The sequence below is a fragment of the Dyella sp. genome (assembly GCF_036746095.1).
GTDB lineage: Bacteria > Pseudomonadota > Gammaproteobacteria > Xanthomonadales > Rhodanobacteraceae > Dyella_B.
Window position 1 is genome coordinate 77,767 of record NZ_DAIOEU010000004.1, and the last position, 12,945, is coordinate 90,711.

A 12,945-nucleotide genomic window follows, 5' to 3' on the forward strand; every position below is an offset into this window, starting at 1 on the left:
ATGGAAAACGCTAGCCAAGACAACCTGGGTTGCCCGGATATCAGCGGCTATGCCGCCGTCGGCAATTGCCACGGCGTAGCGCTGGTTACCCACGAAGGGCGTGTGGATTGGTGCGCGCTGCCCGCTTTCGATTCCGACCCACTGTGCTTTCACCTGCTCGACGATCGTGTCGGCGGCTATCTGGATACGCGGCCGATGACACCATTCCAGGCTACGCGCAGCTACGTGCCGCATACCAACGTGCTGGAAATCAGGTTCACCACGCCATCGGGCGTGGCGACGTTGACTGATTTCATGCCGGTCGGGCGGCAACCGGATGCTGCGCAGGACGATTTCATCCGGGTCAATGCCCTGCCGTGGTTGGTGCGCATCATCCGGGTTACCGAAGGCGGTGTGCGTTTGAACCTGGACATGTTGCCGGGCGTGGCATGGGGCAAGCGAAAACCGCATGTGCATCGCATCGAGCAGGGCATGGCATGGGACGACGGTGCATTTTTATGCGACCGGCCGTTCGACGTCGACGAGACACGCGGCAGTGCCGTGATGGAGCTGCGTGAAGGCGAAATAGTGCGGATCGTGCTGATGGCCGGTACATGCGCGGATCCGTCCCATGCACTGTCGCAAGCGGACACTTTGCTGGACATCACCACGGCCTATTGGCAGGCGTGGAGTGGACGCTGCGGCTACAAAGGTCCTTACGCGGATGCGGTCGAACGCAGCGCGCTTGCGCTGAAGCTGCTGACCTACGTTCCCAGCGGCGCCATCGTCGCCGCGGCAACCACGTCTTTGCCGGAGACGCGAGGCGGCCGTCGCAACTGGGATTACCGCCTGAGCTGGGTGCGCGATTCCACGCTGACGCTGTTTGCGCTTTCCGCCCTCGGCTATGAAGAAGAGCCGGAAGAGTTCCGGCAGTTCCTCTTCAGCTGCGGCGCAGGGGACATATTCCCGACGCAAATCGTCTATGGCCTGCGTGGCGAAATGGATCTTCCCGAGCGCGAGCTGTCTTACTTGAGTGGCTATTGCGGTAGCCGTCCGGTGCGTATCGGCAATGCCGCGCATCGTCAGCGCCAGTTCGACGTCTACGGTGACGTGATGGACTGGCTGATGCTGTTTCGCGAGCTGGGCGGCTGCTTGAAGCCAGACGAACTTGCGCTATTGCGTCGCACCGCCGATTACGTCGCCGAACATTGGCGCGAACCCGGGCAAGGCTTCTGGGAAGAGCGCGGTAAACCCGAACACTTCGTCTACGGCAAGATGATGTGCTGGGTGGCGCTGGACCGCGCACAGGTGCTGCTGGATTGCCGCGACTATGAAGACGTGATGCGGGCGATCGTCGAAGACGTGCATCAGCACGCCATTTCACCGCAAGGCTGGCTGCGCAAGTGCTACGACCACGATACGCTCGATGCCGTGGCCCTACGCGCGCCGATCATCGACTTTCCACTTCCCCAAGGTTGCCTGCAAAACACCATAGCCGAAATAAAAACGCAGCTCGCCACACCACGAGGCGTCTATCGCTACCAAGGCGGCGACGGTCTGGATGGCGAGGAGGGCACCTTCGTCGCGTGCGGATTTTGGCTGGTGGATGCGTTGTTGTTTGCCGGCAAGACCGAAGAGGCGACGTCGTGGTTCGAGACCATGCTGCGACTCAGCAATGACGTCGGGCTATATGCGGAGGAGATCGATCCACGCGACGGCGGCTTCCTCGGCAATTTTCCGCAGGCGCTGTCACATCTGGCACTGATTCACGCGGCGGTATTGCTCGATTTCGTCGAACACGGCGGCCCGGAGGCCCTGCAGGGCACCCATGCCGACCGTGTGCAGCACGCAGAGCGAATGATGGTGGAAGCGAGCAAGGCCAAGCAGCGGTCTTGCGCAGGCGTCGAGGCGAAGGATTGGGTACTGGATGTGGCAGCGTTGGGATTGGGAGGAACTACGTCATAGCGGCGTGGGTTGGGGCGCTCGGAACGCGAACCCCAACGGCGCCCCATGTGCACACATGCGGTGTCGGGGTTCGGTGTTGCTTCACTCCAGCCGGCTCCTTCGCGCAAACATCAACGCTGCCAGTGCGCCGGCGCCCAGCAGCAACGCATTGCGATTCGACGTCAACCACCATTGCAAACTGATGGACTTGGCGCGCGCATCGAATCGCCCATGCGTGCCGTAATCCACGGGTGCTGCTTCGAACAGGTTGTCGGGCCGTTCCTCCGGCACGGGTTGTGTGTCCACTTGGCCGGCGTAGCCCTGCTTCGCCAACACGCGATCGACCAGCGAGGGAAACCACTTGTTGGCCACGATCGCCTTGACGGCGGGAAAGCCCACGCACACTTCGCGGCGCCGGTGGTGGGCCGCCCAATACACGCCGCGTGCGGCCAGTTCCGGCTGGAAGATCGGTGGCACCGGTTGCGGACGGCCATCCAGGCGATTGCGTGCCCATTCGAATTGCGGCGTGTTGAACGCCGACAGCTGCACCATCGTGACGTGTATTTTGCTGCGTTCGTGCAGCAGCTCCACGCGCAATGCATCGGTAAAGCCGCGGATGGCGAACTTGCTCGCGCAATAGGGCGCCTGCAGGGGAATGGCGCGATAGGCCAGCGCCGAGCCGACCTGCACGATGGTGCCGCGATTGCGCGGGCGCATGCGCTTGAGCGCGGAAAGCGTGCCATGCACGGCGCCGAGATAGGTGACTTCGGTGGCGCGGCGGAATTCCTCGGCCGTGATCTCGCTGACGGGTGCGAAGACAGTGGTCATGGCGGCATTGATCCAGATATCGATGGCGCCAAGTTCCTGCTCGATGCGTTCGGCGGCTGCCTCGACTTGTTCGGCGTTGGCCACGTCGACCGGTATGGGCAGCGCCATACCGCCCAATTCACGCAGTTCCTTGGCGGCATGCTCAAGCGCTGGGTTGTCGCGTGCGAGCAGGGCAATCCATGCGCCGTCGCGCGCAAAACGGTGGGCGGTGGCGCGGCCGACACCGGCGGAGGCGCCGGTAATCACCACGACTTCAGGTCGTCTCTTGGGAAGAGTGCTCTTCATGGTCATTCACTCGCATAGGCGATGGTGGAAAGGAGCGCGAGTGCCGCCTGGCGCGAATCCAGGCGCGTGTGCTGCACAACGATGGGAACATCCGACTCGATCAGCGTGGCGTAATCGGTATCGCGCGGTACCGGTTCCGGATCGGACAGGTCGTTGAAGCGCAGGTGCATCGTGCGCCGCGCAGGAACGACCACGCGATACGGGCCGGCCGGTTCGCGCTGCTTGAAATAGAGCGTCAAGGTGACCTGCGCATCCTGATCGTTGGTGTTGAGCATGCAGGCCGATTCATGGCTCATCAGGCGCGGATCATCGTTCGGTGCCTTATCCAGCGGGATATAGCCTTCCGCAATCGCCCAGCAGCGGCTGCCGACGGAACGGGGCGTCATCATCCGACCTCCCCTTGATGCTGTTTGAACAAGGCAAGCCCGGCATCCGCGTCATAGCCCTTGTGCAACTGCACCGGGGCTTCGGTCATGATCACTTCCATCTGCTGGCGCACGTGCGCTTCCAGCAGGTGTCCGTCGAAAGTGTTGCCATCGCTGCCGCCGAGTACGGCGCGCATGCGGATGTGCGGCTTGCCGTTGCGCAAGGCGATATCGCCGACCAGCGACAGCACCTGCGTGGGATGAGCCACTTGCCGGGGATGGCAAGCATTTTTTTCCGCATCAAGATAACCCAGCACGGCATCCTGCAAGGTGCCGCTGGCGGTGAAACTGGTGGCGCTCAATATTTCGCGCCGGGCAAAATCCTTCAGGCATGCATTCACTTCCTCGCCGCGGTCGAGCACGATGGACCAGGTGCGGGAGCCCTGGCCATGACGGATGAGCTGCTGCTGCATGGCGACCTCCTCAAGCATTGACGCGATACGCTTCGATATCCTGCTTTTTCAATGTAAGGCCCAATCCCGCACGCGCGATGTCAACGACCAGTTCGCCGCGGCGCAACGTCGGCAAGCCATCGAAGAACATCGATTCGATGCGGACATGATCGTGAAAGTATTCGATGTGCCGCACATCGGGTGCCGCGCAACACACGTGTGCGTGAAGATGCGGCGCGCAGTGCGCGGAAATCGGTATGCCGTAAGCTTGCGCCAACGCGGCGGCCTTCAGAAAGCCGGTGAAACCGCCACAACGCGTGCCGTCGATCTGCAGCACGTCCACCGCGCCGGCATCGAGCATGCGCGCGAAATACCAGTTGCCCCAACCGTATTCGCCGGCAGCGACGTCGACGTTGTGACGCACGCGGTCGCGCACCAGCCGCAAGCCCGCCAGGTCATCCGAAGACACCGGCTCTTCGTACCAGTCGACCTTGCATTCGTCGAACGCGTCCATCAGCGTCAGCGCCTGTTTGCGCCCATAGGCGCCGTTGGCGTCGACCATCAGGCGCGTGTCCTCGCCAATCGCTTCGCGTGCCGCGAACACGCGCTTGGGGTCCTGTTCCGGATGCGAGCCGATTTTCATTTTTACGCGTGGAATGCCGAGCTCCACATAGCCGGCAAGCTGGGTTTGCAGCTGATCCACCGTGTAGGAGGTAAAGCCGCCGCTGCCATAGACGGGCGCGCTCTCGCGTGCGCGGCCCAGCAAGGTGAGCACGGAAACGCCCAGCAGCTTGGCTTTCAGATCCCACAAGGCGTGATCGACGGCCGACAAGGCCATCATGCCGAGGCCGGGTGCACCGATGTTGCGCAGGCTGCGATGCATCTTTTGCCACAGGCCCGGGATATCCATCGGATCGCCATCGAGCAGCACATCGCGCAACGGCTTGGCGATCAGCGCCGCCGCTGCGCTGTGCGTGTAGGTGTAACCCAGGCCCTCGTAGTCGCCGCAACGGATGCTGGCGAGCACGATGGTGGTGGCGTCCCAGCTGGTCGTGCCGTCGGCTTCGGGGGCATCGGTAGGCACCGTATAGGCCGCCGCTTCGACGCGGTCGATCTTGGTGGCGGCAGTGCTCACTGAAGGGGTTCCCCAGCGGCATGGAATGAGGTGTCGTGTACGAGTGACATGACCGCAAAAAGAAAACGCTGATGCGTTTCATCCTGCGCGGAGCGGGGTCATGTACGAGTGAACGATGTGGTGTGGATATGTGGATGCGGCGTCGTATTGGCGTGCTTTAAGAGCGTATTACGTTGGAAACATAGTGTTGGCCGGGACGAATCCCGGCTTCGAAAAAACCAGAGGACTGCCGAGATTCCATCCCGGCCTGCACGAGCCACGTAGGCAGAAATGTCACTCGTTCGCCAGCGCCTTGTTCACCCGTAATGCGATCAACGTGCACGCCACGCCCGAGAGCAGGTACACGCTTACCGCTACCAGCCCGAAGCGGACCGACAGCCCAAGCGCTACCAGTGGCGCAAATGCCGCGCCGATCAGCCACGCGAAATCCGAGGTCAGGGCGGCGCCGGTATAGCGCAGGCGAATCTCGAAATTGGACGTGACGCTGCCGGCCGCTTGCCCGTACGACAGGCCCAGCAGGCCGAAACCGATGATGATGAAGGCATCCTGCGCGATCTGGTTGCCGCCCAGCAACCAGGGAGCGAACAGCGCGAAGATGCCGATGAGCACGGCTGTCGTGCCAAGCGTGCTGCGGCGTCCGATGCGGTCGGCGATGACGCCGGAGGCAATGGTGCCGATGATGCCGACCAATGCGCCGATGATCTGTACGGTAAGCACCGTGCTCACCTCCTGCGTCGTGCCCAGCACGATCCACGACAGCGGGAAGATCGACACCAGATGGAACAACGCATAGCTCGCCAGTGCGGCAAACGCGCCGATGAAAATGTTGTAGCCCTGCCGGTGCAGCATGTCGATGATGCCGATCGGTTCCAGCTCGCGCTCTTCCATGGCAAGCGTGTATTCCTCCGTTACCACCAGGCGCAGGCGTGCGAACAGCGCCACGACGTTGATGGTGAAGGCCACGTAGAAGGGATAGCGCCAACCCCATTCGATGAAGTCGTCGGTAGCCAGTTCCGTGCGCAGGAACAGGAACAGGCCGCTGGCGATCAGGAAGCCGATCGGTGCGCTGAGCTGACCCAGCATGGCGTACCAGCCGCGCTTTTCCGGCGGCGTATTGAGCGCGAGCAGGGAGGGCAGGCCATCCCATGAGCCGCCCTGCGCAACGCCTTGCAGAATGCGGAAGAAAGTCAGCAGGCCGATGGCCCAGCCGCCGATCGTGGTGTAGCTGGGCAGGAACGCCATGCCGGCGGTGGCGCTGCCGAGCAGGAACATGGCGATGGTGAGCTTGGTGCCGCGGCTCCAGCGCCGCTGCGCCGTCATGAACAGCGTGGTGCCGAGCGGGCGGACGATGAAGGCCAGCGACAGGATCGCAAACGAGAGCAGCATGCCGTCCAATCGGCTTTCGAACGGAAAGAACACCGACGGAAACACCAGCACGCAGGCGATGCCGAAGACGAAAAAGTCGAAGTATTCGGCGGTTCGCCCGACGATGACGCCGATGGCGATTTCGCCGGGCGCCAGGCGGGCGTGGGCGTGGATGCGCCCGAGATCTTCCGGAGTCAAGCCGGCGGGTTCACGCTGATCCTCAAACGTACTGGACATCGTCGTTACTCGGATAGGGAGGTGCGGCGGGCACAGCATGGCACCGATGTGGCGCCAAGGCTAGGGTGGGGCAGGTGGATTTTTTGTTTTGCAGTCGCCGGAAAGTCTTTCCTCGCCATTCCAATGAAGGCTGTAATCCAGCGATTTTTGGCGAAAAGGCACTGGATTCCAGCTTTCGCTGGAATGACGAATGAAGGATTTCCAGTAGCCGGTGCATCGCTCAGTGCACGAAGCATTCATGCCCTAACTCGGCATCATTTGCCCATCATGTCGAACGCCGCCGAACCTCTCGATACACTCCTCCAAATGAGGGCCGCTATCTGCTGTGACAGCTTCCGGTTCTGGATGTATCGACGTGACAGTCGCGTGGCAGCCAGGCGAAATGCCGCAGTTCGGCATGGAACCATTTGCGTGAGGCCTATCGATCGGCGTACCTTGTCGACACAGCAGTACCCCCTTCTCATTCGGTTGCGTCGGTCATGTCCATGAAGACTCTCCGCGGACTGCTACTGCTAGCTCTGCTCCTGGCATTGTCGGGCTGCCATACGGTGCTGATGTCGCCGTCCGGTGACGTGGCGCTGCAGCAGCGCAATCTGATCATCACCTCGTTCGTCCTGATGCTGCTGATCGTGGTGCCGGTGATCATCGCTTCGCTGGTGTTCGCCTGGCGCTACCGCGCTTCCAACGAAAAGGCGCACTACGATCCGGAGTGGGATCATTCCACCATCGTGGAGCTGATGATCTGGTCGGCGCCGTTGCTGATCATCATTGCGCTCGGTGCCATCACCTGGGTGAGCACGCACAAGCTCGATCCGTACCGTCCGCTCGACCGCATTGCGTCCGGCAAGGTGGTACCGGCGAACATGAAGCCGCTGGAAGTGGACGTGGTCGCACTCGACTGGAAGTGGCTTTTCATCTACCCCGAGCAAAACATTGCGGTAGTGAACGAGATGGCGGCGCCGGTGGACCGTCCGATTCATTTCAAGCTCACCGCCTCCACGGTGATGAACTCGTTCTTCATTCCCGCGCTGGCTGGCCAGATCTATGCCATGCCGGGCATGCAGACCACGCTGCAGGCGGTGATCAACAAGCCGGGTGACTACTGGGGCATGTCCGCCAACTACAGCGGCGCCGGTTTCTCGTACATGAACTTCACCTTCCACGGCATGAGCCAGGATGCGTTCGACAAATGGGTGGCGCAAGCGAAAAGCCACGGCGATACGCTGGACCACGCCACCTATGTCGCGCTGGAAGCACCCAGCGAAAAGAATCCGGTGCACTACTACGGCAGCGTCACGCCGGGACTTTTCCAAACCATCCTCAATCGCTGCGTTGAGCCGGGGCCTTCCTGCATGAACATGCTTCGCGTGCCCGGGCCTGGCGGGAGTGGGAGTGAAGCGTCCGCTTCGTCCGACAGCCATGCAGCGATGTTGATGGCTCATCCACAGTGAACTGAAGCACGGTGCCGCGATGACTCTTCACTCTCCCGATCTCGGCAAGCTGATTTTTGGGCGGTTGACGCTCCAGGACATCCCCTACCACGAGCCGATCCTGATCTTCACCTTCATCGGCGTGGCGATCGCCGGCATCGCCGTGCTGGGCCTGGTTACCTACTACCGCAAATGGGGTTATCTGTGGAGCGAGTGGTTCACCAGCGTGGACCACAAGAAAATCGGCATCATGTACATCGTGCTGGCGATGGTCATGCTGCTGCGCGGCTTTGCCGATGCACTCATGATGCGTGCGCAGCAGGCGGTTGCCTTCGGCACGCATGAAGGCTATCTGCCCGCCCATCACTACGACCAGATCTTTACCGCGCACGGCACGATCATGATTTTCTTCGTCGCCATGCCGTTCATTACTGGCCTGATCAATTTCGTCATGCCGTTGCAGATCGGTTCGCGCGACGTCGCGTTTCCCTTCCTCAACAATTTCAGTTTCTGGATGACCGTGGCCGGCGCCGTGCTGGTGATGGCTTCATTGTTCATCGGTGTCTTTGCCCGCACTGGCTGGTTGGCATATCCGCCGCTGTCGGAGTTGCCAACCAGTCCGGACAGCGGCGTGGACTATTGGATATGGGGTTTGCAGATAGCCGGCGTCGGCACCACGTTGTCGGGCATCAACATGATCGCCACCGTCGTGAAGATGCGTGCGCCAGGCATGACCATGATGAAGATGCCGATCTTCACCTGGACCGCCTTGCTGGCGAACGTGCTGATCGTGGCAGCGTTCCCGGTGTTGACCGCTACGCTGGCCTTGCTGACGCTGGACCGCTACGCGGGCACGCACTTCTTCACCAATGACCTTGGCGGCAACTACATGATGTACATCAACCTCATTTGGGTGTGGGGTCACCCGGAGGTGTACATCCTGGTGCTGCCGGCGTTCGGCGTGTATTCCGAAGTGACGTCCACGTTTTCGCGCAAGCGCCTGTTCGGGTATACGTCGATGGTGTATGCCACGGTGGTGATCGCGGTACTGTCCTACCTGGTGTGGCTGCATCACTTCTTCACCATGGGTTCGGGTGCCAGCGTCAATTCGTTCTTCGGCATCACCACCATGATCATCTCGATCCCGACGGGAGCGAAGATCTTCAACTGGATGTTCACCATGTACCGCGGCCGCATCGTGTACGACGTGCCGATGCTGTGGGTGGTGGCGTTTATCGTGACCTTCGTGATCGGCGGCATGACCGGCGTGTTGCTGGCCGTGCCGCCGGCGGATTTCGAACTGCACAACAGCCTGTTCCTGATTGCGCACTTCCACAACGTGATCATCGGTGGCGTGCTGTTCGGCATGTTTGCCGGCGTCAACTATTGGTTTCCGAAAGCCTTCGGATTCCGGCTCGATCCGTTCTGGGGCAAGGTCTCGTTCTGGTTCTGGGTGGTGGGCTTCTATTTCGCCTTCATGCCGCTGTATTGGCTGGGTTTGATGGGCGTCACGCGGCGACTGCGCCATTTCGACGATCCCTCGTTGCAGATCTGGTTCGAGATCGCGGCGTTCGGTGCCGTGCTTATCCTGATCGGCATTGTCGCGATGCTCGTGCAGTTCGCGGTGAGCATCATGCGCCGCGAACAGCTGCGCGATACCAGCGGCGATCCGTGGCATGGACGCACGCTGGAATGGTCCACCTCCTCGCCGCCGCCGCCGTACAACTTCGCCTTCACCCCGCAGGTGCATGACATCGACACCTGGTGGCAGATGAAGCAGCACAACTGGCGCCGGCCGGTGCAAGGCTTCCTGCCCATCCATATGCCCAAGAACACCGGCACCGGTGTGTACCTGGCGGTGCTGAGCCTGGTCTTCGGCTTCGCCATGGTCTGGTACATGTGGCTGATCGCGGCGATATCGTTCGTGGCGCTGCTGGCGGTGGGAATCCACCACACTTTCAACTACGACCGCGATTACTACATTCCTGCCGATGAAGTGGGGCGTGTCGAAACTGCCCGCGCTGGAGCCTGAGCATGACCGACATGACCATGACTGTGAGCGGCGGTAGCGGGGCGGAGGAAGCGCTGCGTTTCCATGTTACGGAAGATCACCATCCGGAAAACGCCACGTTGCTGGGCTTCTGGCTGTACCTGATGAGCGATTGCCTGATCTTCGCGTGCCTGTTCGCCACCTACGGCGTGCTGGGCCGCGAATATGCCGGCGGCCCATCGGCGAAAGAGGTATTGGAACTGCCGATCGTGGCGGTGAATACCACCTTGCTGCTGTTCTCCTCGATCACGTACGGCTTTGCGGTGCTGGAAATGCAGCACAACCGCCGCGGACCGATGATGGCGTGGCTGATTGTCACGTGGCTGTTGGGTGCAGGCTTTATCGCGCTGGAATTGACCGAGTTCACGCATCTCGTATCGATCGGCGCGGGGCCGGGGCGCAGCGCTTTTCTCTCCTCATTCTTCACCTTGGTCGGCACGCATGGCTTGCATGTAACGTGTGGCTTGATCTGGATGATCGTGCTGCTGGTGCAGGTCGGCAAAAAGGGCCTGGTTCCCGCCAACAAGCGCCGGCTGATGTGCCTGTCGATGTTCTGGCACTTCCTCGACGTGGTGTGGGTGGGTGTTTTCAGCTTCGTTTATCTGATGGGAGTGCTGTCATGAGCGACCACACCCAGCATGTGCACGACGATGGCCATCACGAACATGCACACGATGGCGTGGAGCAGATCCACGTCACGCTGAAGGGCTACATGACCGGATTCGTGGCGGCGGCCTTTCTCACCATCCTGCCGTTCTGGCTGGTGATGTCCGGTGCGTTCTCCAAGACGGGCCCCGCCGATGCTTTCATCCTGTTGCTGGCCGCGGTGCAGATCGTGGTGCACATGGTTTATTTCCTGCACTTGAATGCGAAATCCGAGGGCGGCTGGAACATGCTGGCCCTGGTGTTCACCGTCGTGCTGGTGGTGATTACGTTGAGCGGATCGATCTGGATCATGTATCACCTCAACCAGAACATGATGCCGTCGATGATGAAGAACGTGCAGAATTTGCCGTGAGTGCTTTTGTTCCTTCTCCGAGTTGCGGTGAGGGGTGGTTTTGCCGCCATGTTTGGTCCGGCCTTCGCCGGAATGACGGGAGGGAACTCATCGGTTGCTGAGGCATTTCGAAGCATTTCGGTTGGGAAAACAGGACTCATGCGATCATTGCCCGCATGGCTCCCGAAGACACTTCCTCCTACGATGTGCCGCGCGCTCCTCACGGTCCCATCGCACTAACCCTGCTCGGCATTTTCGCCGCAGCCCTCTTCATCGGTTTCGTCTCGCTCGGCAACTGGCAAGTCCATCGCCTTGCCTGGAAACGCGCACTGATCACCCGCGTCGATGCCCGCGTGCATGCGCCACCGATCGCGCCGCCCACGCGCGAGCAATGGCCCGCCATCACGGCGGAAAAAGACGAATATCTGCATGTACGCCTCAATGGCGTATTCCTGCATGACCAGCAGACCCTGGTATGGGCCGCCACCGACGAAGGCAGCGGTTATTGGGTGATGACGCCGTTGCGCGAAGTCGATGGTTCCATCGTGCTGATCAACCGCGGTTTCGCGCCGGTGGATTGGTGCGGACGCGATGGCCATTGCGCGCCGGGACCCGGCGGTGAGGTGACGGTGACGGGCTTGCTGCGCATGTCCGAGCCGTCCGGCTTCTTCCGCCACAATGATCCGGTACACAACAACTGGTATACGCGCGACATCCCCGCGATCGCCGCCGCGCGTGGTCTCCACGACGTGGCGCCTTATTTCGTGGATGCGGATGCCACGCAAGCCAGCGGTACCCAATGGCCGGAAGGCGGCAAGACGGTGATCAACTTTCCCAATAATCACCTGAGCTATTTGATTACCTGGTATCTGCTCGCGCTGATGGTGCTGGGGGCGAGTGTTTACGTCGGCTACGACGAATACCGACTTCGCCGCCGAGCTTCGAACTCCCTCCCCCCTCCGGGGAGAGGGTTGGGGTGAGGGGGTGATGTCGCGGGATGGCTGATTCCATGCGGGATTCAAAAAGCAAAACCTGCATGCATCGAGCTGGTTCCCCGCAAGCCCTGCCTCTCACCCTAACCCTCTCCCCGAAGGGGAGAGGGAGCTGGTCTGCGGCGCCATGGAGCTTTACGCCCCAACCTATCTTCGCTCTGCTTGCGTCCCAAAAAACGTCGCCGTAAAAACCGTACTCAATACCGACGCCGTCGACGCATCCGGCATCTCGCCAGGCATGCTCATGTTGAAATAAAGCATTCCGTCGATCAGCGCCATCATCGCAAAGGCCAAGTCATCCGCCGGCGCCGGCAATCGTGTTCCCATGCGCTGGCAGAACTGTGTGATGAAGCTGGCGATCATGTCGCGCTTTTCCAGGCACAGCGTATTCATGCGCTGGCGGAACTTGGCATCGCGCACGGCGTGCAGGCGTGCTTCGGCCCACAAGACATAGCTGCCGTGGTCGCGATAGCACTGGCCGTAGAACTGGGCCAGCTGTTTTTGCAGGTCCTCGTTGGAAAGATCCGCATCCAGCAATTGCTGCAGGTCTTCTTGAACCTGGCCGTGGTCGCGCTTGAGCAGTTCGATGAACAGATCCGTCTTGCTCTTGAAGTTCGAATAAAACGCACCGCGCGTGTAGCCGGCATGCCCGGCGACGTCTTCCACGCTGGCGCCGGCGAATCCCTTTTTGACGATGACTGCCGCGGCCGCTTCCAGCAGGCGCTGGCGGGTCTGTTCGCGGCTTTCTTCCCGGGTAAGGCGTTTGCGTGGCATGGCGCATCCTACCACGACCCATGGCACGTGTATCGAAATACATAGTTGTATTTGAATTCGATAATGGATTAGAGTCCGCAGCTGTATTGCCTGAGCCCCCACCCCCAGGAGC

Annotated in this window: 12 protein-coding genes; 6 read left to right on the forward strand and 6 right to left on the reverse strand. The window is 61.0% G+C overall.

The features are described from left to right. On the forward strand, positions 1 to 1,944 hold the full coding sequence (locus V7M64_RS03505) for a glycoside hydrolase family 15 protein (RefSeq protein WP_333677058.1): 1,944 nt from the start codon (positions 1 to 3) through the stop codon (positions 1,942 to 1,944). An 81-nt stretch (positions 1,945 to 2,025) separates the two neighbouring features. Here V7M64_RS03505 and V7M64_RS03510 read toward each other — a convergent pair whose 3' ends face one another. The 5 genes from V7M64_RS03510 to V7M64_RS03530 form a co-directional block, all read right to left on the reverse strand. Further along, positions 2,026 to 3,036, reverse strand: coding sequence for an SDR family oxidoreductase (locus V7M64_RS03510; RefSeq protein WP_333677060.1), 1,011 nt, complete (start codon positions 3,034 to 3,036; stop codon positions 2,026 to 2,028). Between the two features lie 2 nt (positions 3,037 to 3,038). Next, positions 3,039 to 3,422, reverse strand: coding sequence for a sensory rhodopsin transducer (locus V7M64_RS03515; protein ID WP_333677061.1), 384 nt, complete (start codon positions 3,420 to 3,422; stop codon positions 3,039 to 3,041). After that, positions 3,422 to 3,874 carry a DUF296 domain-containing protein gene (locus V7M64_RS03520; RefSeq protein WP_333677062.1) on the reverse strand — a complete coding sequence of 151 codons (453 nt, stop codon included), beginning with the start codon at positions 3,872 to 3,874 and terminating at the stop codon, positions 3,422 to 3,424. Before V7M64_RS03520 ends, V7M64_RS03515 begins: the two co-directional genes overlap by 1 nt. 10 nt (positions 3,875 to 3,884) lie before the next feature. Next, positions 3,885 to 4,988: an enolase C-terminal domain-like protein gene (locus tag V7M64_RS03525; RefSeq protein WP_333677063.1), complete on the reverse strand. Its 1,104-nt coding sequence runs from the start codon at positions 4,986 to 4,988 to the stop codon at positions 3,885 to 3,887. A gap of 273 nt (positions 4,989 to 5,261) precedes the next feature. Beyond that, positions 5,262 to 6,590: an MFS transporter gene (locus V7M64_RS03530; RefSeq protein ID WP_333677064.1), complete on the reverse strand. Its 1,329-nt coding sequence runs from the start codon at positions 6,588 to 6,590 to the stop codon at positions 5,262 to 5,264. 485 nt (positions 6,591 to 7,075) lie between these two features. Here V7M64_RS03530 and cyoA point away from each other — a divergent pair, with 485 nt between their 5' ends. From cyoA to V7M64_RS03555, 5 genes are all read left to right on the forward strand, one after another. Then, positions 7,076 to 8,041 carry a ubiquinol oxidase subunit II gene (gene cyoA, locus V7M64_RS03535; RefSeq protein WP_333677066.1) on the forward strand — a complete coding sequence of 322 codons (966 nt, stop codon included), beginning with the start codon at positions 7,076 to 7,078 and terminating at the stop codon, positions 8,039 to 8,041. A 52-nt stretch (positions 8,042 to 8,093) separates the two neighbouring features. Beyond that, entirely contained in the window at positions 8,094 to 10,052 is a 1,959-nt protein-coding gene (gene cyoB / locus V7M64_RS03540) for a cytochrome o ubiquinol oxidase subunit I (protein WP_333677115.1), read from the forward strand. Between the two features lie 2 nt (positions 10,053 to 10,054). Next, positions 10,055 to 10,693 carry a cytochrome o ubiquinol oxidase subunit III gene (gene cyoC / locus V7M64_RS03545; RefSeq protein ID WP_333677067.1) on the forward strand — a complete coding sequence of 213 codons (639 nt, stop codon included), beginning with the start codon at positions 10,055 to 10,057 and terminating at the stop codon, positions 10,691 to 10,693. Then, on the forward strand, positions 10,690 to 11,088 hold the full coding sequence (gene cyoD, locus V7M64_RS03550; RefSeq protein WP_333677068.1) for a cytochrome o ubiquinol oxidase subunit IV: 399 nt from the start codon (positions 10,690 to 10,692) through the stop codon (positions 11,086 to 11,088). Before cyoC ends, cyoD begins: the two co-directional genes overlap by 4 nt. 155 nt (positions 11,089 to 11,243) lie before the next feature. Continuing rightward, the gene (locus V7M64_RS03555) at positions 11,244 to 12,047 is read left to right on the forward strand and encodes an SURF1 family protein (protein WP_333677069.1); all 804 of its coding nucleotides are present in this window, start codon (positions 11,244 to 11,246) and stop codon (positions 12,045 to 12,047) included. Positions 12,048 to 12,206: 159 nt separating this feature from the next. Here V7M64_RS03555 and V7M64_RS03560 read toward each other — a convergent pair whose 3' ends face one another. Continuing rightward, positions 12,207 to 12,833, reverse strand: a complete 627-nt coding sequence (locus V7M64_RS03560) for a TetR/AcrR family transcriptional regulator (RefSeq protein WP_333677070.1) — start codon at positions 12,831 to 12,833, stop codon at positions 12,207 to 12,209. Positions 12,834 to 12,945: the final 112 nt, after the last annotated feature.